This window comes from Litchfieldella xinjiangensis (assembly GCF_000759345.1).
GTDB classification, from domain to species: Bacteria; Pseudomonadota; Gammaproteobacteria; order Pseudomonadales; family Halomonadaceae; genus Litchfieldella_A; species Litchfieldella_A xinjiangensis.
This window is the reverse complement of sequence record NZ_JPZL01000002.1, coordinates 369,802-393,214: the sequence shown is the minus strand read 5'-3', so window position 1 is coordinate 393,214 and position 23,413 is coordinate 369,802. Positions and strand designations below refer to the sequence as shown.

Here is a 23,413-nt window from a genome sequence, read left to right as displayed (position 1 = left end):
CTCAGTCTCCCAGGTAGGCTTCGCGGACGCGCGGGTGCGTACGGATTTCGTCACAGGTGCCATGGGCAATCACCTCGCCCGATACCAGCACCGTGACACGATCCGCCAGACGAAACACGGCATCCATATCGTGCTCGATCAGCAGGATCGGCACTTCCAATTTGAGGGTCTCGAGCAGTTCGGTGAGCTTCAATGAACCCTCCGGCCCCAAACCGGCCATGGGCTCGTCCAGCAGCAGCGCGCGGGGGTTGAGCGCCAGCGCACAGGCCACTTCGACCTGGCGTCGCTCGCCATGGGACAACTCGGAGACCGGCGTATCGGCCCGCGACGAGAGTTGCATGCGAGCGATGGCGGCCCGCGCCGGCTCGATCAGGCTCGCATCGCGATCCACCGGTTTCCAGAAGCGAAAGCTGTGACCCTGAATGGCCTGAACGGCGACCATCACGTTACGCAACACACTGAGCGAATCGGCCAGCGACGAGACCTGAAAGCTACGCCCCAGCCCTCGCCGGGCACGCTCGGCGACGCTCAAGCCGGTTATATCTTCGGCCGACAATCGAATCTGACCCTCATCGGGGGCGATGTGCCCGGCGATCTGGCCAATCAGGGTCGACTTGCCGGCGCCATTGGGCCCGATCAGGGCATGGATCTCACCTGGACGCAGGTCGAGCGTGACGTCACGCGTCGCTTGCAGGGCGCCGAATCGCTTGTGCAGGTTCCTGAGTTCGAGCACGGCCTCACTCATGGCGTGCCCTCCCTGCCAGCAAGCCCATCAGGCCACCGCGGGCGAACAGCACCACGCCCAGCAGCACCAATCCCAGGAACAGCATCCAATATTCGGTCACCCCCCCGAGCAGCGTCTCCATCAGCACGAACAGGATCGCGCCGGCCACCGGGCCATAGAGCCGCCCCACCCCGCCAAGAATGACGATGACCATGATCTCGCCGGAGCGGTGCCAGCTGAGCATGGACGGGCCGACGAACCCGTTGAGATCGGCAAATAGCGCGCCCGCCACCCCAGTGATCACTGCCGAGAGCACGAAGGCCACCAGCCGGATCGGAAAGGGCGAGATCCCCGCGGTCGCCAGGCGCGTCTCGTTGAGCCGAGCCATGGTCAGCGCCGCACCAAAGCGCGACCGCATCAAGCGGGCGCATAGGGCCAATGACAACCCCAGGGCCACGAAGCAGATCAGGAAATAGGTCAGCGGATCGTTGGTGTTGAGCCCGGGGAACTGGTTGCGCAGGTAGATCGGCAGGCCGTCGTCCCCCCCGTAGCTCGGCCAGGAGACTGCGAAGTAATAGAGCATCTGGGCAAACGCCAGGGTGATCATGATGAAATAGACCCCCGAGGTGCGCAGCGAAATCGCCCCGATGACCAGCGCCAGCAAGGCGCACAGCACCATCGCGGCCAGCCAGATACCGGGCATGAAATCGCTGCCGCCCAGCGTGATGGGCCAGCTCAATAACAGACTCATGTCGAAGGCATGGAAGGCGCTGATACCAGCGACATAACCGCCCAGGCCAAAGAAGGCGGCATGCCCGAAACTGATCATGCCGCCGTAGCCGATCGCCAGGTTGAGGCCGACGGCCGCCATGGCCACGATGGCGATGCGCGAGGCCAGATTGATGTAATAGGTTTCGCCAACCGCCTGGGCGATGAACGGCGACGCGAACAGCGCCATGAGCAGTAGCCCGTTGATGAGGCGTTCGCGGTTGAGCCAGGGCCTGGCGCTCGAGAGTGACACCGGTCCGGCCAAGGCACCCATCGCAGGTTCGGGCATGATGCCCTTGCTATGTCTAGTCATTGGCGGCAAACAACCCTTTGGGCCTGAAAGCCAGGATCAAGGCCATCAGGACATAGATCAGCATCGACGCGATGGCCGCGCCTACCCCGGACGCATCGGCGGTGGTCATGAACAGTTTGAACAACGAAGGCAGGAAGATACGGCCCAGGGTATCGACCACGCCGACCAATAGTGCCCCCACCAGGGCGCCTTTGATCGAGCCGATACCGCCAATCACGATCACCACGAAGGCCAGGATCAATACCGGCTCGCCCATGCCCACCTGGACCGACTGCAGCGCCCCGATCATCGAGCCCGCGAGCCCGGCCAGGCCGGCCCCTAGCGCGAAGACCACGGTATACAGCTTGGCGATGTCGACTCCCAGGGCGCCGATCATCTCGCGGTCGCTCTCGCCGGCGCGGATGCGCATGCCGAGTCGGGTCCGGGAGATCAGCAGGAACAGCCCCACCGCCACCAGCACCCCCACACCGATGATCACCAGCCGGAACACGGGATAGCGCGAACCGCCCGGCAATGCCACCGACCCGGATAGTACCTCGGGGACGTTGAGCCACAAGGGCGAAGAGCCGAACAGCCAGCGCGTGCCTTCGGAGAAGATCAGGATCAGCGCGAAGGTGGCCAGCACCTGGTCCAGATGGTCGCGCCGATAGAGTCGCCGTATCACCAGGAACTCGACGACCGCCCCCGTGGCGGCTGCCGCCAGCACGCCGGCCACCAGGCCGACCCAGAACGAGCCGGTCATACCGGCGGTCCAGGCCGTCACGAAGGCACCCACCATGTAGAACGAGCCATGGGCGAGATTGATCAGTCCCATGACCCCGAAGACCAGGGTCAGGCCACTGGCCATCAGAAACAGCATGGTGCCCAGTTGCAGGCCGTTCAGGAGTTGTTCGAAAAGCAGCGATAGGGTCACGTCGATGATCCCGGGCAGAGTCTGGGCAAAGTCTAGCGAGCCGGGCCGCTAGGCCCGGCGGTCCTATACGTATTGCCGAGGGCAGTCGTTTACATATTGCAGTCGGCGGCGTAGACGTCCTGGATGTCTTCGATCGCCAGGCCTACCAGGCGGTTGGTCGGCTGGCCGTCGTCACCCTCAACCACCTCGCGGACATAGATGTCCTGGATCGGGTGATGGTTCGAGCCGAAACGGAACTCGCCGCGTACCGAATCGAAGTCGGCTTCGCGCAGCACTTCGCGGAAGGCCTCCTGATCGCTAGGGTGCGCCTTGTCCAGTGCCGCCAGAATCAGGTTGGCGGTATCGAAGCCCTGCGCCGCGTAGAGCGTCGGCATGCGATCGTAGGCTTCGCGGTAGCTCTCGACGAAGGCCCGATTGGTCTCGTTGTCGAGGTCATAGGCCCAGGACGAGGTGTTCTTGGCACCGATGGCGGCACTGCCCACGGCCTTGATCAACGTCTCGTCGAAGGAGAAGGCCGCCCCGAATACCGGCATGTCGACGCTGGAACCCTCCCACTGTTTCATGAACGAAATGCCCATGCCGCCGGGCAGGAAGAAGAACAGGCTGTCGGCATCGCTGGAGCGAATCTGGGCGATTTCGGCGGCGTAGTCGGTCTGGCCGAGCTGGGTATAGATCTCGTCGACCACCTCGTTTTCATAGAGATGCTTGAAGCCTGCCAGTGCATCGGTCCCGGCCGGGTAGTTGGGCGCCAGGAGGATGGGGCGCTCGAAGCCCTGCTCTTTCATGTACGCGCCCATGGCGCCGTGCAGGTTATCGTTCTGGTAGGCGACGTTGAAGTAATTCTCGTGGCACATGCGACCCGCCAGGTCGGACGGGCCGGCGTTGGGCGAGATATAGAACGTCCCCTGGCGAACGGTGCCGGGCACGACCGCCATGGCCAGGTTCGAGAAGATGATCCCGGTGAGCAGGTCGACATTGTCGCGCTGCATGAACTCGTCAGCCAGGCTCTTGGCGACATCCGGCTTCTGGGCATCGTCCTTGACCAGCACCTCGACATCGTCGCGACCGGCCTGCTCGACGGCCAGCAGGAAGCCGTCGCGCGTGTCCACACCCAGGTGCGAGCCGCCGCCGGACAGCGTGGTGATCATGCCGATTTTGACGTCCTCGGCCTGGGCCTGCAGCGAGACCAGGCTGGACGACAGCAGAAGGCCGAGGCCGAGTGTGTTCAACGTCTTCATGTGAGATCCCCTTGGATATGCCTGTTGTTGTCGCTCGATGTCGTGTGGTTGCCGGATGCCGATACGGTGTACTGCTGTTTCAGACGAAACCGCTGGATCTTGCCGGTGGCCGTCTTGGGCAAGGCTTCGAGAAAACGCACCGAACGCGGGTACTTGTAGGGCGCCAGGGACTGCTTGACGAAATCCTGCAAGCATTTGACGCACGCCGCGTCGGCATCGACTCCCGGCGCCAGAACCACGAAGGCCGCGACGATCTGCCCCCGGGCCTCGTCGGGCGCCCCGATCACGGCACACTCCTGCACGTCGGGATGCGCCAGCAATGCGGCTTCGACTTCCGGTCCAGCAATGTTGTACCCCGCCGAGACGATCATGTCATCGCTGCGCGCCGCGAAATGGAAATAACCCTGGGCGTCCTGAACGAAACTGTCCCCGGTGAGATTCCAGCCGTCGACCACGTACTTGGCCTGACGGGGATCGGCGAGGTAACGGCAACCGGTCGGGCCGCGCACGGCCAGCCGGCCGATTTCACCCGGTGACAGCGTACGCATCTGGCTATCGACGATACGCGCCTCGTAACCGGACACCGGCTTGCCGGTACAACCGGGGCAGGCATCCTCGAGGTGGTTGGTAATGAAGATATGCAGCATCTCGGTGGCCCCGATACCGTCGAGCATCGGCTTGCCGGTCTTCTGCGTCCAGGCCTCGAAGATGGGGGCCGGCAGGGTCTCGCCGGCCGACACCGCGATACGCAGGCTCGACAGGTCGGCCCCGCCCTCCATCGCTTGCAACATAACACGGTAGGCCGTAGGCGCCGTAAACGATATGGTCGCCCGATAGGTCTCGATAATCTCGATCATATTGGGCGGGGAGGCCTTCTCCAACAGCGTGGCGGTGGCCCCGAAACGCAACGGAAAGATCGCCAGACCGCCGAGCCCGAACGTAAAGGCCAGGGGCGGCGAGCCCACGAACACATCATCCGGCGTGACCTTCAACACCTCACGGGCATAACCGTCGGCGATGATCAGCAGGTCACGATGAAAGTGCATGGTGGCCTTAGGCTCGCCCGTGGTCCCCGAGGTGAATGCCAGCAGCGCGACGTCATCCTGGGAGGTGTCGGCTGCCTTGAAGTGGCTGGGCTTGCCCAGTGCGGCGCGGTCGAGCTCGGCGTCGTGGCTCGCCGTGCCGTCGAAGCCCACGACCTGTTGTAGAAAGGCACTGCTCTCAGCACAGGTCTCGAGTTCCCCGAGCAGTCGGGTATCGCACAGGGCGTGAGAAATCCGGGCCTTGTCGACGATCTGGGACAGCTCCCCGGCCCTCAGCATGGGCATGGTATTGACCGCTACGGCACCGACCTTTGTCACCGCCAGCCAGCAGGCGACCATGGCGGGGTTGTTGGCGGAGCGGATCAGCACGCGGTTGCCGGGCTTGAGACCATAGTCGTCGACCAGGGCATGGGCCAGGCGGTTGGTCCATTCGGTGAGTTCGCGGTAGGTGCGCTGTCGTCCATTGCCGATCAGTGCGATGCGCTCGCCATGGCCACGTTCGACCTGGCGATCGCTGAGTTCGACGGCGGCATTGAGCTGGTCGGGGTAATCGAACCCCGCCAGCAGAAGGTCGGGCCACTGCTCGCGGGGCGGCAGGTTATCCCGGGTAAAGGTGTCGACATGGGCAGAGATTCCCGACATCGCGATTTCTCCAGGGTTGGGCATTATTGTTGTTGTGTGCCGACGGCGTGATTGTTGTTGTGTCTGCTTCGTTTCTCGAATGCTTGTCGTACGGTATCGCTATCCTCCCGCCAGGGCGCGACTCTCCAGGACGTTACGCGCAATGACGACTTTCTGGACGTCCGAGGCACCCTCGTAGATACGCAAGGCCCGGATCTCGCGATACAGGCTCTCCACGATATGGCCCTTGCGCACCCCGTCACCGCCATGCAACTGCACCGCCTTGTCGATGACCTGCTGGGCGCGATCGGTGGCGTAGAGCTTGGCCATGGCCGCCTCCCGCGTCACCCGCTCGGCCCCCTGATCCTTGGTCCACGCTGCGCGGTAGATCAGCAGGGCAGCCGCATCGACATCGAGTGCCATGTCGGCAAGATGCCCCTGAACCAATTGCAGGTCGGCCAGCGGCCCACCGAACAATTCACGATGACGACAGCGATCCAGCGATTCGTCCAGGGCACGCCGCGCAAAGCCCAGTGCCGCGGCGCCCACCGTGGAGCGGAACACGTCGAGCACCGACATGGCGATCTTGAAGCCCTGCCCTGCCTCGCCGATCAGGCTCTCGCGCGGCAGGCGCATGTCGCGAAACCCGAGACGGGCCAAGGGGTGCGGCGCGATGGTCTCGAGACGCTCGCGTATCTCGAACCCGGGCGTGTCGGCGGGCACCAAGAAAGCAGAAAGCCCCTTGGCCCCGGGCGCCTCGCCGGTCCGGGCGAATACGGTATAGACATCGGCGATGCCGCCATTGGAAATCCAGGTCTTTTCGCCATTGAGCACGAAGCCATCGGCGTCCCGGGTGGCCGTCGTTTCGATATTCGCCACATCCGAGCCCGAACGCGGTTCGCTCAGAGCGAAGGCAGCCAGGGCCTGGCCGCTGCGCGTCCTGTCGAGCCATTGGCGTTGTTCCGGTGTGCCGTAGAGACTGATTGCCCCCGTACCCAGGCCCTGCATGGCGAAGGCGAAATCCGCCAGGCCGTCGTGGCGCGCCAGGGTCTCGCGCAGCAGACACAGGGTTCGCACGTCGATGGCCTCCCCTGCGGAATGACGCAGGAACCCGGCCTCGCCGAGCGCGCCGACCAGCCCGACGCAGGCATCGTCCACCTCATCATGGGCGACCGGCAGGTGCGTCTCGCACCACGCCTCGAGGCGCTCGGCCATCTCGCGGTGGCGTTCCTCGAAGAAGGGCCATTGCAGGAAGCTGCGATCGCTCATCAGTCACCTCCGAACTGGGGTTTCTGCTTGGCCACGAAGGCGCGATAGGCGCGTTCGAAGTCACGTGTCTGCATGCAGATCGCCTGGGCCTGGGCTTCGGCTTCAATCGCCTGTTCCAAGCTCATCGACCACTCCTGGTTGAGCTGCGTCTTGGTGATGCCGTGGGCGAAGGTAGGGCCCTCGCTGAGCCGTTGCGCGTATTCCAGTGCTGCGGCTTCGAGCTGCTCGGCGTCGATCAGCCGGTTATAGAAGCCCCAGGCATGGCCCTCCTCCGCACTCATGCTGCGCCCGCTGTAAAGCAGGTCCGCGGCGCGGCCTTGGCCGATGATGCGCGGCAGGATCGCACAGGCCCCCATGTCGCAGCCGGCCAGCCCGACCCGGGTGAACAGGAAGGCGGTCTTGGCCTCGGGCGTGGCGAAGCGAATGTCGGAGGCCATAGCGATGATCGCTCCCGCCCCGACACAGATGCCGTCGATGGCGGCGGTGATCGGCTTGCCGCAATTGAGCATCGCCTTGACCAGGTCGCCGGTCATGCGGGTGAAGGTCAGCAGATCCTTCATGTCGCGCCCCACCAGCGGGCCGATGATGTCGTGCACGTCGCCGCCGGAGCAGAAGTTGCCGCCGTTGGCGGCGAATACCACCGCCTTGACGTCGTCGGCATAGGCCAGGTCGCGGAAGGTATCGCGCAACTCGGCATAGCTCTCGAAGGTCAGTGGATTCTTGCGCTCGGGGCGCGCCAGCTGGATGACAGCCACCTCGCCCTGCATGCGCCAGAGGAAGTGTTCGGGGTGGTGCTGGGCCATGTTCATCGTTCGGCTCCCGGTTCGGCAGGCAGGCGGTGGAGCACTTCACCGATATGGTGGGCCTCGTCCTCGGTCACGCCATCGAGCAGCTCGCTGACCCAGGCCTCGTGGGCTTCGGCCATTTCACCGAAGGCGTCGCGGCCACGGGCCGTGAGGCACACCCGAGTGGCACGACGGTCGCCCTCGATGGCGATGCGGTCGATGAAGCCGTCCTCCACCAGGCGATTGACGATGCCGGTGACGTTGCCGTTGGAGACACGCAACTGGCGTGACAATTCGTTCATCTTGAGCCCCTCGGCGTGGCGCTGCAGTGCTGCCATGACATCGAAGCGCGGCAGGGTGCTGTCGAACTGGAGGCGCAGCCGCTCGCGCAGTTCGGCCTCGATCTGCCGCGTCACGCGTAGCATGCGCAGCCACAGGCGCAGGCGTTCCTTGCTGGTGGTCTGGGGGCTCATGCCGCCCTCTCCTGTCTTGCAGTCAAATCTCACCTCCGGAAATCGACAGGGCCTGGCCAGTGATAGCCTCGCTACCGGGACTGCACAGCCACAAGGCGGTCGCCGTCACATCGGCCGGTTGGATCAGTCGGCCAGTGGGATTGGTTCGGGTGAAGTGCGCGCGCGCCTGCTCGGCGTTGCGCCCGGTCTTGTCGACGATGCTGTCGATACTCGCCTCGAGCAGTGGGGTCTCGGTAAATCCTGGGCACAGGGCATTGACGGTAATGCCGCGCTGGGCGGTCTCCTGGGCCAGGGCGCGCACCAGGCCGACCACGCCATGCTTGGCGGCGCAGTAGGCCCCGACGTAGGCGTACCCCTTGAGGCCCGCGGTGGACGCCACAGCCAGCAGGCGTCCGCCGCTGTCGAGGTGCTTCAATCCTTCTCGAAGGGTCAGGAACACCCCGGTCAGGTTGACGTCGAGCATGCGCTGCCACTGGTCGAGCTCGGTTTTCTCCAGCGGCGCGCTCTCGGCCGCACCGGCATTGGCCACCACCACATCGACCTTACCGAGGGTCGCGAACAGCCCGACCACGGCAGCCTCGTTGGTCACGTCGGCCACGCGAATCTCGATGCCGGCCTGCTTGGCGGCCACTGCCTCGAGCGCCTCACGACGACGCCCGACGATGGTGACGCGGGCCCCGGCGTTGGCGAAGCCGAGCGCCATGTCGGCACCGATACCGGAGCCACCGCCGGTGATCACCACGCGCTTGTCGGTCATGTCGTGCGGGCTACTGTTGAGTTGGCTCATGCCGGGGCCTCGTTGCGTTCGGCCAGTCGATACAGCTGATCGCGGCCGGCCAGATAGGGCGCGGGCCACTGCACTTCACGATCGTTCAGGCGCGCCGCGGCATGCAGCGTCCAGTAGGGATCGGCGAGATGCGGGCGGGCCAGGCAGACCAGGTCGGCCCGCCCCGCCATCAGGATCGAATTGACGTGGTCGGGCTCGTAGATGTTGCCCACCGCCATGGTCGGCATACCCACCTCGTTGCGAATGCGGTCGGAAAAAGGGGTCTGGAACATGCGGCCGTAGACCGGGCGCGCACGGGTCGAGGTCTGGCCGGCCGAGACATCGCAGATATCCACCCCGGCCGCCTTGAGGCGGCGAGCGATCTCGACCGCCTCTTCCGGCGTCACCCCGTCCTCGTCCACCCAGTCGGTGGCAGAGATACGCACCGAGATGGGCTTGGCGTCGGGCCATACCCCTCGCACGGCATGGAACACCTCCAGCGGAAAGCGCATGCGATTGTCCAGCGAGCCGCCGTATTCATCATCGCGACGGTTGGTCAGCGGCGAAATGAACGATGACAGCAAATAGCCGTGGGCGGCATGAATTTCGAGCATGTCGAAGCCGGCGCGCTCGGCCATCTGGGCCGCGGCCACGAATTGGGCACGGACCCGGTGCATGTCGTCCAGGTCCATGGCCTTGGGCACCTGGTTGCGCTCGGACCAGGCAACCTCGGAGGCGGCCAGCAACGGCCAATTGCCTGCCTCCAGGGGCGCGTCCATCTCCTGCCAACCCAGTTGGGTCGAGCCCTTGGGCCCCGAATGACCGATTTGAGCGCACAGCTTGGCCGGGGTTTCGGCATGCACAAAATCGCAGAGTCGTTTCCAGGCCGCCTCATGTTCCGGGGCGTATAGCCCGGGGCACCCCGGCGTGATGCGTCCCTCAGGGCTCACACAGGTCATTTCGGTGTAGATCAGCCCGGCGCCGCCCTTGGCACGCTCGGCGTAGTGAACGAAGTGCCAGTCGGTGGGGCACCCCTCGCGCGCCTTGTACTGGGCCATGGGCGAGACCACTACCCGGTTGGCAAGGCTCAGGCCGCGTAGCGTGAAGGGGGCGAACATCGGTGCACGGCGGCTGCCGGTATTGCCGGCCTGCTGCTGGAACCATGTTTCGGCGCTGGCCAGCCACTCGGGATCGCGCAGGCGCAGATTCTCATGGCTGATACGCTGCGAACGGGTCAGCAGCGCGTAGTTGAACTGCACCGGATCGAGATCGAGATAGCGCTCGACCTGCTCGAACCATTCGGTGGAGTTGCGCGCCGCCGATTGCAGGCGCAGCACCTCGAGGCGACGCTCGTCCTCGTAGCGGACGAAGGCCGCGGTCATGTCCGGCTCGCGATGCAGGTACTCGGCCAGGGCGATGGCGCTTTCCAGCGCCAGCTTGGTGCCGGAGCCGATGGAGAAATGCGCCGTGGCGGCAGCGTCGCCCATCAATACCACGTTCTCGTACCGCCATTTCTCGCACAGCACCCGCGGAAAGTTGATCCATGCCGAGCCGCGCACATGCTTGGCATTGCTCATCAAGCCATGGCCGCCCAGGTGGCGCGCGAAGATGCGCTCGCACACGGCAATACTCTCTTCCTGGCTCATCTCGCCGAAGCCGAATGCCTGCCACGTCGCCTCGCTGCACTCGACGATGAAGGTCGCGGTATCGGCATCGAACTGATAGGCATGTGCCCATACCCAACCATGCTCGGTGCGCTCGAAGATGAACGTGAAAGCGTCGTCGAAGGTCTGGCGGGTGCCGAGCCACACGAACTTGCAGGCCCGCGTCTCGATGTTGGGAAGGAAGTGGTCAGCGTAGCGCTGGCGAACCCGGGAATGAATCCCGTCGGCTCCAACCACCAGATCGAACTCACGGCGATAACCATCCACATCTTCGGCGTCGAACGGCGTCTCGAAGCGCAGTTCGATTCCCAATTCGCGAGCCCGCTGCTGTAGCAGAATCAACAGTTGCCGACGCCCGACCCCGCAGAAACCATGCCCGGTGGAAAGGGTCTTGACGCCGCCATGGATGACCGCGATGTCGTCCCAGTAGGCGAAATGCTCGCGAATACGCTCGGCGCTGACGCTGTCGTTGGCAGCCAGGTTGTCGAGGGTCTCGTCGGACAACACCACCCCCCAGCCGAAGGTATCGTCGGCACGGTTGCGCTCGATGACCACGATGCGGTGGTCGGGCTCACGCAATTTCATGCTGATGGCGAAGTACAGGCCGGCTGGACCGCCGCCGAGACACGCGATATTCATCGACACCCCTCGCTGTTGTTGTTGTGGGCCGTGCATGAGCTAACGTTAGGCCTAGCGAAAAAATAGTTCAAGCTTAAAATTTCATGCTTGAATAGTTTAACGTTGAAAAATATTCTGAGGATCTACAGATCCCCTCATCAACACAACAACAACCGACCGAGGATTCCATGAGCGACCTGTTGCTTTCCCGTCAGGAGGCGGGCGTCCTTCAGCTGGCGCTCAACCGCCCCGCTGCCCGCAACGCCCTGAACACCGCCCTGTTGGGTGAGCTGGCCGACGCCATGGAACGAGGCGATGCCGACCCCGCAGTGCACTGCATGGTGGTTCATGGCCACGGCGATCACTTCGCCGCCGGCGCCGATATCGACGAACTCGCCGAACGCACGGCCGCGAATGGCCCGACCGACCCGCGGCTGGGCCATTGGCAACGCATCCAGCGAATCGCCAAGCCATGGATCGCCGCGGTGGAGGGCTATTGCCTGGGTGGCGGCTGCGAACTGGCGCTGTGCGCCGATCTGCTGGTGGTGGCCGAGGACGCCGCGCTCGGCCAGCCCGAGATTCGCCTGGGCATGATTCCCGGTGCGGGGGGGCTACAGCGCCTGGCGCTTACCCTGGGCAAGGCGCGCACCTTGCATCTGGTGCTGACCGGCGAACGCTTCAGCGGTCGCGATGCCCATGCCTGGGGACTGGCGTCACAGAGCTGCGAAAACGGCCAGGCGCTGAATACGGCACTGGCCACGGCGACCCGACTCGTTGAAGGCGCTCCCCTGGCACAACGCCTAGCCAAGCAGGCGGTGCTGGCGATGACCGAGGCCCCACATCAGGCCGGCTTTGCCCTGGGCCGCCGCTCGTTCGAGCTGCTGCTATCCAGCCACGACAAGGCCGAGGGGATTGCGGCATTCCGCGAACGACGCACACCGACCTTTCGAGGGGAATGATCATGTCGATCGACCACATCGCCGTCATCGGTGCCGGTATCATGGGCCAGGGCATCGCTCAGATTAGTGCCCAGCAAGGCGTCATCACCACGCTCTACGACGTCCAGCCAGGTGCGGCCGCCGCTGCTAGAGAGCGGGTTGCCGAGGCCTTGAAGCGTCGGATCGACAAGGGGCGCATGAGCGATGCCGAGGCGCAGGAAACCCTTTCCCGGGTGCGGCTCGCCGAGACGTTCGAGGCGTTGGGGGATGCCGACCTGGTCGTGGAAGCAATCGTCGAGGACCTGGCCGTCAAGCGCGACCTGTTTCGCCGCCTCGAAGCGATCTGCGGCGCCCACGCCCTGCTGTGCAGCAATACCTCGTCGCTCTCGATCGGTGCGATTGCCGAGGGGCTGACAGCACCACAGCGCGTCGCCGGGCTTCACTTTTTCAACCCGGCCCCGGCCATGCGCCTGGTCGAGGTCGTCAGCGCGCCGGATACCTCCGAAGCGACACGCGACGCTTTGCTCGAGTTCGCCCGAACCCTCGGCAAGACACCCGTAGCCGTCAACGATAGCCCCGGCTTCATCGTCAATCGCTGTGCACGCCCCTTCTATGGGGAAGCCCTGCACCTTCTAGAGCAAGGCACAGCTGACGCAGAGACGCTGGACGCTTGTCTGACGTGTGGCGGTGGGTTCCCGCTGGGGCCATTCGCCCTCATCGACCTGGTGGGGGTGGATATCAATCTCAAGGCCACCACCACGCTTTGGGAGGCCTTTGGCCGTCACCCACGCTTTCGCCCCTCGCCCTTGATCGAGGCCAAGGTCGCGGCAGGGGAACTCGGCAAGAAGTCCGGCCAGGGGTTCTATCGCCATGATCGAGAAACGCCACCTTCCACTGCGCTGCCACCCGCCCAGGTCGACTCGCTCGATGTCCTGCTGGCCCAGCTACCGTTGAGACTGCCTGGTTTGAGTCAGGTCAGCGATGGCCATACGGCTGCCGCGCTGTCGCGTCGGCACGCGCAACCGGTGACGTTATTCGATGTCAGCCTGGTGCCCTGGCCCAAGGAGCGCGCAATGACACTGGCATTCGCCAGCCACGGTCTCTCCGAGGCCGAGCACGTAGAGCTGATCGAGGCGGCCGCGACCCTCGGGGTGCGCCTGGTCGAGGTACCGGACCGCCCCGGGCTGGTCGTGCTGCGCGTTGCCACGATGCTGATAGGCGAGGCAAGACGGGCGCTCGCGGAAGGTGTCGCCACGGCAGACGCCATGGACACGGCCATGCGCCTGGGGCTCAATTTCGCCCTAGGGCCGTGGGACATGCTGGAGCGGCTGGGCAGTGAGCCGGTGGAAACGACCCTGGCCGGGGCTGCCTCCGAGGATGACCGGGGCCGCTATCTGGACTGAGGATGCCTTGCCGTCATGGGCAACGCTGCGCTTTCCTGCCATTATTCGTCGAACATATGCCCATATATGAACGTGACAGGAACGCTTCGATGCCCCGCTTCTCCCTTGCGCTGATTACCGTGACCCTGGTTGTCACCAGCCTGGTCGGCTGCACCACGAACACGTATCCGGACGGACGGCGCGAGACCGTCTGGGGCGCCCCTCAGGATACCGGCAACGACGCCTATCGCCCGGGTACCATCCGCGACGAGACGGGCGAAGTGCGTGGCCAGACCGAGCTCCCCGAAGACTGACGCAAGCGGCCGCTTCGCTTTGGCAATCTCTCCGAGACTTCTATCCTGAGGGGACATTCTCAGGAGAGAAGCCACGCCGCTAGCGCTGTGCACGATCCGATCTGCATGGCATCTGCGGTGGGCAAGGAGAGCGATAATGGCACTACGTCTACGCGAATTACACGATCAAACTATCGTCCTCACCGGCGCCACGACAGGCATTGGCCTGGCCACGGCACGCCTGGCGGCCGACCATGGCGCCCGCCTAGTACTGGCCGCCCGCCACGAACAGACGCTGGCTCAACTGGCCGAGGAAGTGCGCCAGCGCGGTGGGGACGCGACCTATGTCGTCACCGATGTAGGTGACGAGGCTCAGGTTCGCAATCTCGCCGACACCGCCATCGAGCGTTTCGGCGGCTTTGATACTTGGATCAACAATGCCGGGGTCACCATCTATGGCGAAGTAGTCGACGTCCCGATGGAGGATCACCGCCGCTCCCGCGAGGCGCCCCGCCACTTGCGCAAGCGCAAGGACGGCTATGGTGGCGCTATCCTCAATCTGGGCTCGATCGTTTCGGATCGCGCCATTCCGCTGCAGGGCATGTACTCCGCCTCCAAGCACGCCGTGATGGGCTTTACCGACGCCCTGCGCATGGAGCTGGAGGAAGCAGGGGCGCCAGTTGCGGTCACGCTGGTCAAGCCGGGCAGCATTGCCACGCCCTACCCGGAGCATGCCGCCAATTACATGGAAGAGGAGCCGACCCTGCCGCCCAAGCTTTACGAGCCGAGCATCGTCGCCGAGAGCATTCTGCATTGCGCCACCACGCCCCGGCGCGACATCTATGTCGGCGGTGGCGGCAAGATGCTCAGCGCCTTGGGTCAGTACGCGCCGCGCCTTGCCGACAAGATCATGGAGAAGTCCATGTTCAGTCGGCAGAAGACAGGCCGGCCCGAGCGCCGTCGCGAGTTCTCGCTCCATCATGCTGCCGAGGACATGAAAGAGCGTGCCGAATACGATCAGTCCGTCGCCAGCACCAGTATCTATACCCGGGCGACCATGCATCCGCTGATCGCGACCTCCGCCGTTGCCGGTGCCGTCATCGGGGTGGCCGCCCTGGCACGAGTCACATCACAGCGTCGTCACTGAGATTCGCACGTGCATCGCCTGTAACGAAAAGGGGCCCGGCATGCCGGGCCCCTTTTTTGTCTGCGTGCGTTAGCGTCATCAGTGACCGAGCTGGAACGGGTAGACGTTACCGATACCCAGCAGGCGGGTCAGCTCGTCGAGCGCCGTGAGCGTCTCCTCGGCGAGTTGGGGATCGGCGAGATCATCGGGCGCGAGTCGGTCACGATAGTGCCGCTCCACCCAGGCCGTGAGCTCCGTATAAAGCGCCTCGTCGAGGAGCACACGGCCGCCAATAGCCTGGCGCTCTTCTTCGGATAGCGCTACCCGCAGGCGCAGACAGGCAGGCCCGCCGCCGTTGCGCATGCTCTGCTTGACGTCCTTGACCAGCACCTCGCCAATCGGGTTGGCTCCCGCCAGCAACAGGTCCTGAATGGTGCGCCACACCGCCTCGTTCTCCTGGCACTCCCCCGGCACCACCAAGGTCATGCTCCCGTCGGGCTGGGACAATAGCTGGGAATTGAACAGATAGGTCGAGACGGCATCGTCGAGGCTGATCGCTTCGGAGGGTACACGCACCGGAATCAATGGTGTCGTCATCTTGGCCCGCAGTGCCTCGAGCGTGGCCTCCTCGTCGAGGAAGGCCATCTCGTGGTAAAGCAGCACCGGGCCATTGCCGACCGCAATCACGTCATTGTGAAACACCCCGGCATCTATGGCGTCCGGGTGCTGCTGGGCGAATACCGTCTGGGCGGGTGTGAGCCCATGCTGGCGGGCGATCGCCTGGCTGGCTTCCAGCGTCTGGCGAGCGGGGTAGCGTTGGGGCTCACGTGTTCCGCCGAAGGCCTGCCGGCCATACACGAACAGGTGCACGCCGGGCTCGCCATAGGCGCCACACAGGCGGGTATGGTTGGCCGCCCCTTCGTCGGAAAAGGCCGGGGTTGCGGGTAATGCCGGATGATGTGCGAAGTGCGCCTGGTCACGGAAGATGGATGCCAGGACGCGCCCCGTGGTTTCGGGCTCGAGGAAACGGTGGAAGCTCGATTGCAGGTTGGCCGGGGTGAAGTGAACCTTGCCGTCCGGAGCATCGGCACTCGGCGTGACGGTCCCGGCGTTGGCGGTCCACATGCTCGAGGCCGAACACACCGCCCGCAGAAGCTGCGGGGCCTCCTGCGCCGCGCGTGACAAGACCTCGGCGTTGGTGCCGCTGAAACCCAGTGCACGCAGGGCACCCAGATCGGGGCGCTGCTGAGGCGGCAGCACGCCCTGGGCAAAGCCGGCATCGAGCAACGACTTCATCTTGGCCAGGCCCTGCAACGCGCCCTCCTTGGGGTTGGAGACCAACCCCACGTGGCTCATTGAGGCCACGTTGCCATGGGCCAGTCCAGAGTAATTGTGTGTCGGGCCGACCAGACCGTCGAAATTGACCTCTTGGACGTCTTTCACAGGCTGACTCCCGGCGGCAGGTTATCCGGCAGCACCAGGGCCTCGGCCTCCATGGAGGCCACCGGATAGGCGCAGTAGTCGGCGGCATAGTAGGCGCTGGGGCGGTGGTTACCGCTGTCGCCCACCCCACCGAAGGGTGCATCGCCCGAGGCGCCGGTGGTCTGACGGTTCCAGTTGACGATACCGGCGCGGATGCGCAGCAGGAAGTCGTCCCAATCCCCGCGCTCGCCGCCGATCAGCCCCGCAGAGAGCCCGTATCGGGTGTCGTTCGCCAGAGTGATCGCCTCGTCCCAGTCGCGATAGCGCTGAAGTTTGAGCAGCGGACCGAAATGCTCCTCGTCGGGAATCTCGAGACCGGTCACATCGATCAGCGCCGGGGACAGCAAGGTAGTCCCCTCCTTCAGGCGCTGCATGCGCGTCAGGACGGTGCCGCCCAGCGCTTCAAGGTCGGCCTGGGCCTTGAGCAGGCCGTCGGCGGAGGCGGCACCGACCAGACCGCCGTAGAACGGTGCCGGCTCGTCGAACTGAGGCGCGATACGCAGACGCTCGATCGCAGAAACCAGTGCATCGATCAGCCGGTCGCCCACCTCGCCTTCGGGAACCATCAAGCGCCGGGCGCAAGTGCATCGCTGTCCCCCGGAAAGGAACGCCGACTGCAGGATGGTCAGTACGGCGGCGTCCTCGTCGGGCACGTCCTTGACCACCAACGCATTGTTACCGCCCATTTCCAGGGCGAGGATCTTATCGAACTGGCCGGCCAGCTGGGTATGCAGGATACCGCCGACCTTGGCACTGCCAGTGAACAGCAAGCCATCGATGTCCTTGGCCTGGGACAGCGCCTGGCCGACGGGGGCGGCGCCCTGTACCAGGTTGATCACGCCCTCGGGAAGGCCCGCCTCGACCCAGCACTGCATCGTCAGATCGGCGGTAAGCGGGGTCTGCTCGCTGGGCTTGAAGACTACCGTATTGCCGGCCAGTAGCGCCGGCACGATATGCCCATTGGGCAGGTGGCCGGGGAAGTTATACGGCCCGAAGACCGCCATGACGCCGTGCGGGCGATGACGCAGCACCGCCTTGGCGTCACCGGCCTCGCGCTCATGGGTCCCGGTACGCTCATGGTAGGCACGCGTGGAAATGGCCACCTTGCCGATCATGGCGCCGACCTCGGTACGCGCTTCCCAAAGCGGCTTGCCCGTCTCATGGGCAATCGCCTCCGCGAGATTCTCGCGATGACGCTCGAGCGTTTCGCGGAAGCGTTCGACCAGCGCCTGACGCCCGCTAAAGGCGCTACGCGCCCAGGCCGGAAACGCACGACGTGCCGCTGCCACGGCCGTCTCGACCTGCTCGGCGCTGGCCGCTGCGGCGGTCCACAAGGGCTCGCCGGACACCGGATCGGCCTTGGCAAACTGTTCGTCCTGGCCATCGATCCAGCGGCCATCGATCAGTAGTTGTTGCTTGGCGTTCATGAATCCTCCTTCAGCGCAGCGCACTCCGGGACAGATGCCCGGCGCGCAGTGTCGCTCTTCGCCTAGGTTTCCAGGACCCGGAGGGAATCGCCCGCAACGACATTCAGCCGCCGCGCCTCCTCCTCGGTCAGCGTGATCACATCGCTCTCGTCGGGGCCGCGTCCGACCCAGGCAGCGCGAAAATCGAGCATCTGGGTCGTCGCGACCAGCCAGGTCGGGCGCTCGCTCTCAGTCCCCTTCTTGGCAACCTCGACCTTGCAAAGCCGGGAGTTACGCACTGCGCGTACGTCATCGATGTATGCTTCCACGGTGGGGCCGCCGTCGAAGATATCGACGTAGCCCTCCCAGCGCAGGCCCTCCTTCTTGAGCATCTCCAGCGCCGGGCGGGTATGCTCGTGTACCTCGCCGATGCAGGCCCGCGCCGCCTCGGTGAGGAAGGTGGTGTAAATCGGGAACTTGGGCATCAGCTCGCCGATGAAGCTCTTCTGCCCCAGACCGGTCAGGCGGTCGGCCTCGTTGAAATCCATGGGGAAGAAATGACTGCCCAGGCACTCCCAGAACGGGCTGATACCGTTCTTGTCGAACACACCGCGCATCTCGGCCAGCACCTTGGCCGGAAATTGGTCGCGGAACTGGGCCATGAATAGCCAGCGCGCCTTGGACAGCAACACGCCGTTGCGATCGCGCCGGTATTCGGGCCGCAGGTAGAGCGAGCAGACCTCGGCATCGCCGGTATGGTCGGAGCTCAGAAACAGCGTATCGATGGTGCGATGCAGGTCGAGTTGCACCGAGGAGTGAGCGAGCGTTCCCAGGCGGTAGTTGTAGAACGGTATCTCGCGACCCACCTGGCTCTCGATGGCGCAGCAGCCGGCCAGTTCACCGTTCGTCTCGTCTTCGAGCACGAAGAAGTACAGACGGTGGTCGACCGGGGTGCGCTCCTCGAAGGCACGGGCGGCATTCTCGATCTTGCTGGCCAGGAAGTCGCGGTTGTCGGGCAACGAGGTAAAGCCCACCCCGGTCTGCTGTGCCAAGGTCTGGAGCTCGTCGATATCGCCGCGAGCGATCGGACGGATGCGCATTACAGTTCCCCCTCGTCGAGTGCATCGATGGCATCGGGCAGTGCAAGCGGCGCGGCGAGCACGGCGCGCCCCTCCTCGACGCCGAGCACCTCGGCATGCTCGGGCGAAAGCATCAACTGGCCCGTGGGTGACAGGGCATAACGCGCCACCACACAGCGGAAATCGCCGAGTTTCTGATTGGCGATCATGGCCGGCTCGGCGTCCGGCAAGGTGTGTTGCGGGCGAATCCTCACCGGATGCCAGGCTGCGTTGCGGAAGGTCGCCAGCCGATCGCGCTCACCCTTGACCACCGGGCCGGCATCGAAGATGTCGACATGCCGCGAGCGCAGGAAGCCCTCGGCGAGCATCTCCTCCAGGGCGCGTTCGTGTGCGGGGTGCTCACGGCCGATGGCGGCCCGCGCCTGGGGCGTGAGCAGCGGCAGGTAGAGCGGAAATTGCGGCATCACCTCGGCGATGAAACTCTTCGAGCGCACCCCGGCGACGTGATTCATCTCCTGGTAGCCGCGCACGAAAAAGTGCCGCCCCACGCTATTCCAGAAGGGCGATTCCCCGTCGTTATCCAGGTAGCCAGGAAATGCCACGGCGAGGATTTGCGAGAAGCGTTCGGGATACTGGGCGATGAACATCAGCCGCGATCGGCGCAGCAGGCTCTCGGCGCTGGTGTCCTTGTAGCGTGGATGCAGCGACAGCGCACACAGCAAGCTGGCATCGGACACTTCATGCGACAGCGCCAGGGTCTGCACTTCACGACGCACGTTGAGCTGCTGCGAAGCGTGAATCAGGGTTTCCTGGCGATAGGTGTAATAGGCCTCGTGGGCCCCGGCCAGGGCACGTATGGTGGCCGTGCCCACTACCTCGTCACGCTCGCGATCCTCGATCACGAAGGTGTAGTTCTCCTCGCCGGGGAAATCGATATCGTGGCTGAAGGCACGTTGGGAGCGCGCAATGCGCTCCTCTAGACGGTCGCGATGGGCCGGCAGGTTGGTCAGGCGCGGCGTGGCACTGGAAGCCAGGCGCTCCAGTGCCGGCAGATCGGCCGGCCTGGCGGGACGAACGACCAGCATGGCGTGTCCTCTCGTTGTCGAATCCACTGTGGCATCGAGTCCGGGCATGCTCATGCCTTTTCGACGAGCCTGTCGATGGCCCGTGCCAGGCGTGTCATGCCCTCGTCGATATCGCTTTCGGGAATCACCAGCGAGGGTGCCAAGCGCAGCACGTTGGGTCCGGCGATCAAGGCCATGACCCCTTCCTCGATGGCCAGCGGCAGGATGTCCTTGGCCCGGCCTTCATAGGCATCGCTCATCTGCGCACCGACCAGCAGGCCCATGCCGCGGATCTCCTTGAACACGCCGTGCTTTTCGTTGATTGCCTCGAGATGCTCGCGGAACAGGTCATGGCGCTTCTGTACGCCTTCAAGGACTTCGGGTGTGTCGATATGCTCGACCGCGGCCAGCGCCACGGCGGAGGCCAGGGCGTTGCCACCGTAAGTGGAGCCATGGGTGCCGATGGCCAACGACGGCGCGATCTTGTCCGTGGTCAGCATGGCACCGATGGGGAAGCCACCACCCAGCGACTTGGCGCTGGTGAGGATGTCGGGGGTCACGCCGTAGTGCATGTAGGCGAAGAACTTGCCGCTGCGGCCGACGCCGGTCTGGACTTCGTCGAAGATCAGCAGTGCCTGGTGCTGGTCGCACAGCTCGCGCAGCCCGGACAGGAACTCCTGGGTGGCGGGAACGATGCCGCCCTCGCCCTGCATCGGCTCGACCATGATGGCGCAGGTGTTGTCGTCGATCAGCGCGCGCACGCTATCGAGATCGTTGTATTCGGCATGCTGGATGCCGCCAGGCACCGGGCCGAAGCCCTGGGAGTACTTGGGCTGGCCACCCACACTGACGGTGAAGAACGTACGGCCGTGAAACGACTGGCGGAAGGAGATGATCTTGTCCTTTTGCTCGCCGTGCTTCTCGTAGATGTAGCGACGTGCCAGCTTCAGGGCCGCCTCGTTGGCTTCACCGCCCGAGGAACACAGGAACACCTTGTCGGCAAAGGTCCGCTCGACCAGCGATTTGGCGAGCTTCAGTGCCGGCTCGTTGGTATAGACATTGGATAGGTGCCATAGGGTTTCACCCTGGGTCTTGAGCGCCTCGACCAGCACCGGATGACAGTGCCCCAGGGCATTTACAGCGATCCCGCCGGCGAAATCGATGTACTCGCGCCCCTCCTGGTCCCACAGGCGGCTGCCCTTACCTCGCACCGGAATGACCTGTTGCGGTGAGTAGTTCGGCGCCATGTACTGATCGAAGTCGCTGCGCGTCGGGGTGTAGCTCATGGTGTTCTCCATCCAGTGGGACCAAGCGATACCTGCAGTATACGGGGGCGTTGTCATGCTGGGCTTACAGTAATGGGACGGCGAATTATGAAAAGCGGTTAGACTGGAATGCATGTTCTCGTCGGCTGCCGAGTGATCGCCATGTTCAATACCACCGCCTGGAATCGACTTCGCTATACCTTTTACGCGCCGATCTATGACCGGGTGGCCGAGCGGGCATTTCGCCGTGCCCGGCGCGAGGCACTCGAGGCCGTGGCGTGGGCACCGGGACAGCGGGTGCTCATCGTGGGCGCCGGCACCGGGCTCGACCTGCCCTACCTGCCCAGGGATATCGAAGTGCATGGCACCGACCTCGCCCCGGCGATGGTGTCACGGTTTCAGGAACGTGCCGATGCCTTGCGGATCGACGCTACCAGCCGGGTCATGGATGCCGAGCGCCTGGATTATCCCGACGGTCACTTCGATGTGGTGGTGATGCACCTGATATTGGCCGTGATGCCGCGCCCCGCTGCAGGCCTGGCCGAGGCCCACCGGGTGCTCACCGAAGACGGCCAGCTCTGCGTGATGGACAAGTTCCAACCTGACGACCGCCCCGCCGGGGTGGGCCGCCGCCTGCTGAACCAATTCACCTCAGCCCTGGCCACCGATATCACCCGCCAGGCCCGACCGCTACTGACCCAGGCCGGATTCCTCATCGAGAGTGATACACCCGTCATGATGGGGTCGCTGTTTCGCGCCCTTCTGGCGAGCAAGGCGCCCGTTCCATCACGCCATGGCCCCCCTGAGGCCACCGCGTAGCCGGCCCCTTCTCAGATGAGCCGCTCCTCGCGCGGTGTCATGCCGAAATGATTGCGATAGGCCGTGGAGAAGTGCGCACCGGACGAAAAGCCGGTTTGCAGGGCAATATCACCGACCGGTTGATCCGATTCGCGCAATAGCTTGCGCGCTTGCTGCAAGCGTAGGTCGAGGTAGTAGCGGCTGGGTACCGCCTGAAGGTATTTCTTGAACAGCCGTTCAAGCTGGCGCCGCGAGATGCCCAGGTGTTCGGCCAGTTCATGGGTGGTCAGCGGCTCTTCGATATTGGCTTCCATCAAGGTCACCGCATCGATCAGGCTGGTGGGCGCATGCCCCAGGCGTGAACGCATCGGCACGTGCTGCGGTTCATCGGCCATGCGAATGCGCTCGCAGACGAAATGCTCCGAGACGCGTTCGGCCAGACGCTGCCCATGGTGCATGCCGATCAAGGTCATCATCATGTCCATGGCCGCGGTGCCGCCCCCGCAGGTCAGCCGGTCACGGTCGATCTCGAATAGCTGGTGCGACAGGCTGATCCCGGGGTTGGTATGGGCCACCGTATCGAGGCGCTGCCAGGGCAGCGTGGCCCGGTATCCCTCGAGCACCCCGGCCTGCGCCAGCACTTCGGCGCCGCCGGCAATGCCGCCAAGCACCACGCCACGTCCCGACAGCCGCTTGAGCCACTGGGTCAGTCTCTCCAGATCGATGCTTGGCAAAGGAGCCGGTGCACAAACCAGCACGAGGTCCAGCGCGCCCTCGCCCTGGCCGAACGCTGCGACAGGCGTGACGGCCAGTTCGGCAGCACTACGCACCTGGCGTGCGTCGAGTCCCAACACATCCGTCGTGTACAAACGTCGCCCGGCGAGTTGGTTCGCCATCACCAGCGGCTCCTGCGCGCACGCCTGGGCCAGCAGCGAAAAGCCGGGCAGCACGACGATCCCCACCTGACGAGGAGGGCCATCGACCGAGAACGTTGTGGGGGTGTCTTGCATCGGAGGCAGCACGCTGTACGGAACGATCGATCATCTTAACCAAACGCCCGGCAAACGAAAGCCCGACCGCGAGCGGTCACGCTTGGAACGCAATATCGGTAGCCAAGGATGAAAAATACCGGGGCGAGATACGCCCCGGATGGACGTTTCCGTACGTTCTTAAAGGCCGAACAGGAAATAGGCGATGCCGGCCAGCAACAAGAGGCCGATGATGATCGGCACAGTGGGCAGAATATTGTGCGCCTTGGAGGGTGGACGCTGCGACTCCGGCTGCTCGGCGTCCGGCTGCGGATTGTCCATGTCCTCCGGCAGCCGTTCATCGAGCATATGCTGCTTCACTTCCTCTCGGGTCTTGCTCTCTCGGGTATCCATACC

22 protein-coding genes are annotated in these 23,413 nt (G+C 64.5%); 5 read left to right on the top strand and 17 right to left on the bottom strand.

Annotated elements, in window-relative coordinates; translation table 11 throughout:
• Window position 1: 1 nt before the first annotated feature.
• From JH15_RS09320 to JH15_RS09275, 10 genes are all read right to left on the bottom strand, one after another.
• Window positions 2-745 carry an ABC transporter ATP-binding protein gene (locus JH15_RS09320; protein WP_043529643.1) on the bottom strand — a complete coding sequence of 248 codons (744 nt, stop codon included), beginning with the start codon at window positions 743-745 and terminating at the stop codon, window positions 2-4.
• Window positions 738-1,781, bottom strand: coding sequence for a branched-chain amino acid ABC transporter permease (locus tag JH15_RS09315; RefSeq protein WP_081948962.1), 1,044 nt, complete (start codon window positions 1,779-1,781; stop codon window positions 738-740). The genes JH15_RS09320 and JH15_RS09315 overlap by 8 nt, the downstream gene beginning before the upstream one ends.
• 16 nt (window positions 1,782-1,797) lie before the next feature.
• Window positions 1,798-2,718, bottom strand: a complete 921-nt coding sequence (locus JH15_RS09310; RefSeq protein WP_043529639.1) for a branched-chain amino acid ABC transporter permease — start codon at window positions 2,716-2,718, stop codon at window positions 1,798-1,800.
• Between the two features lie 89 nt (window positions 2,719-2,807).
• On the bottom strand, window positions 2,808-3,956 hold the full coding sequence (locus tag JH15_RS09305; protein WP_043529637.1) for an ABC transporter substrate-binding protein: 1,149 nt from the start codon (window positions 3,954-3,956) through the stop codon (window positions 2,808-2,810).
• Window positions 3,953-5,641, bottom strand: coding sequence for an AMP-binding protein (locus JH15_RS09300; RefSeq protein WP_052384009.1), 1,689 nt, complete (start codon window positions 5,639-5,641; stop codon window positions 3,953-3,955). The genes JH15_RS09305 and JH15_RS09300 overlap by 4 nt, the downstream gene beginning before the upstream one ends.
• A gap of 99 nt (window positions 5,642-5,740) precedes the next feature.
• A complete protein-coding gene (locus tag JH15_RS09295; RefSeq protein WP_043529635.1) occupies window positions 5,741-6,889 on the bottom strand; it encodes an acyl-CoA dehydrogenase family protein in 1,149 nt (382 codons plus the stop codon).
• On the bottom strand, window positions 6,889-7,698 hold the full coding sequence (locus JH15_RS09290) for an enoyl-CoA hydratase family protein (RefSeq protein WP_422730556.1): 810 nt from the start codon (window positions 7,696-7,698) through the stop codon (window positions 6,889-6,891). The genes JH15_RS09295 and JH15_RS09290 overlap by 1 nt, the downstream gene beginning before the upstream one ends.
• Window positions 7,695-8,147 carry a MarR family winged helix-turn-helix transcriptional regulator gene (locus JH15_RS09285; protein WP_043529633.1) on the bottom strand — a complete coding sequence of 151 codons (453 nt, stop codon included), beginning with the start codon at window positions 8,145-8,147 and terminating at the stop codon, window positions 7,695-7,697. The genes JH15_RS09290 and JH15_RS09285 overlap by 4 nt, the downstream gene beginning before the upstream one ends.
• Window positions 8,148-8,169: 22 nt before the next feature.
• Window positions 8,170-8,934, bottom strand: coding sequence for an SDR family NAD(P)-dependent oxidoreductase (locus JH15_RS09280; RefSeq protein ID WP_197053299.1), 765 nt, complete (start codon window positions 8,932-8,934; stop codon window positions 8,170-8,172).
• Complete coding sequence (locus JH15_RS09275) at window positions 8,931-11,216, bottom strand: bifunctional salicylyl-CoA 5-hydroxylase/oxidoreductase (protein ID WP_043529631.1); 2,286 nt, start codon at window positions 11,214-11,216, stop codon at window positions 8,931-8,933. Before JH15_RS09275 ends, JH15_RS09280 begins: the two co-directional genes overlap by 4 nt.
• A gap of 167 nt (window positions 11,217-11,383) precedes the next feature.
• On the opposite strand from JH15_RS09275, the gene JH15_RS09270 reads away from it, so the two are divergent.
• The 4 genes from JH15_RS09270 (at window position 11,384) to JH15_RS09255 (ending at window position 14,955) form a co-directional block, all read left to right on the top strand.
• A complete protein-coding gene (locus JH15_RS09270) occupies window positions 11,384-12,154 on the top strand; it encodes an enoyl-CoA hydratase-related protein (RefSeq protein ID WP_043529629.1) in 771 nt (256 codons plus the stop codon).
• 2 nt (window positions 12,155-12,156) lie between these two features.
• On the top strand, window positions 12,157-13,536 hold the full coding sequence (locus JH15_RS09265) for a 3-hydroxyacyl-CoA dehydrogenase NAD-binding domain-containing protein (RefSeq protein WP_052384008.1): 1,380 nt from the start codon (window positions 12,157-12,159) through the stop codon (window positions 13,534-13,536).
• Window positions 13,537-13,625: 89 nt separating this feature from the next.
• The gene (locus tag JH15_RS09260) at window positions 13,626-13,829 is read left to right on the top strand and encodes a hypothetical protein (protein ID WP_043529627.1); all 204 of its coding nucleotides are present in this window, start codon (window positions 13,626-13,628) and stop codon (window positions 13,827-13,829) included.
• Window positions 13,830-13,965: 136 nt separating this feature from the next.
• Window positions 13,966-14,955: an SDR family oxidoreductase gene (locus tag JH15_RS09255; protein ID WP_043529626.1), complete on the top strand. Its 990-nt coding sequence runs from the start codon at window positions 13,966-13,968 to the stop codon at window positions 14,953-14,955.
• 78 nt (window positions 14,956-15,033) lie between these two features.
• Here the strand turns inward: JH15_RS09255 and astB are convergent, their stop codons facing one another.
• The 5 genes from astB to JH15_RS09230 all read right to left on the bottom strand — a co-directional run bounded on the left by astB (window position 15,034) and on the right by JH15_RS09230 (window position 21,251).
• A complete protein-coding gene (gene astB / locus JH15_RS09250) occupies window positions 15,034-16,377 on the bottom strand; it encodes an N-succinylarginine dihydrolase (protein ID WP_043529625.1) in 1,344 nt (447 codons plus the stop codon).
• Window positions 16,374-17,843, bottom strand: a complete 1,470-nt coding sequence (astD, locus tag JH15_RS09245; RefSeq protein WP_043529624.1) for a succinylglutamate-semialdehyde dehydrogenase — start codon at window positions 17,841-17,843, stop codon at window positions 16,374-16,376. The genes astB and astD overlap by 4 nt, the downstream gene beginning before the upstream one ends.
• Before the next feature lie 62 nt (window positions 17,844-17,905).
• Entirely contained in the window at window positions 17,906-18,922 is a 1,017-nt protein-coding gene (astA, locus tag JH15_RS09240; protein WP_043529623.1) for an arginine N-succinyltransferase, read from the bottom strand.
• Window positions 18,922-19,986, bottom strand: a complete 1,065-nt coding sequence (locus JH15_RS09235; RefSeq protein ID WP_043529622.1) for an arginine N-succinyltransferase — start codon at window positions 19,984-19,986, stop codon at window positions 18,922-18,924. The genes astA and JH15_RS09235 overlap by 1 nt, the downstream gene beginning before the upstream one ends.
• A gap of 50 nt (window positions 19,987-20,036) precedes the next feature.
• Complete coding sequence (locus tag JH15_RS09230) at window positions 20,037-21,251, bottom strand: aspartate aminotransferase family protein (RefSeq protein ID WP_043529620.1); 1,215 nt, start codon at window positions 21,249-21,251, stop codon at window positions 20,037-20,039.
• A 141-nt stretch (window positions 21,252-21,392) separates the two neighbouring features.
• On the opposite strand from JH15_RS09230, the gene JH15_RS09225 reads away from it, so the two are divergent.
• Window positions 21,393-22,049, top strand: a complete 657-nt coding sequence (locus JH15_RS09225) for a class I SAM-dependent methyltransferase (protein ID WP_043530620.1) — start codon at window positions 21,393-21,395, stop codon at window positions 22,047-22,049.
• An 11-nt stretch (window positions 22,050-22,060) separates the two neighbouring features.
• Here JH15_RS09225 and JH15_RS09220 read toward each other — a convergent pair whose 3' ends face one another.
• Both JH15_RS09220 and JH15_RS09215 read right to left on the bottom strand, forming a co-directional pair.
• Complete coding sequence (locus JH15_RS09220) at window positions 22,061-23,038, bottom strand: GlxA family transcriptional regulator (protein WP_052384007.1); 978 nt, start codon at window positions 23,036-23,038, stop codon at window positions 22,061-22,063.
• 159 nt (window positions 23,039-23,197) lie between these two features.
• Window positions 23,198-23,410, bottom strand: a complete 213-nt coding sequence (locus JH15_RS09215) for a hypothetical protein (protein WP_043529618.1) — start codon at window positions 23,408-23,410, stop codon at window positions 23,198-23,200.
• Between the last annotated feature and the right edge of the window lie 3 nt (window positions 23,411-23,413).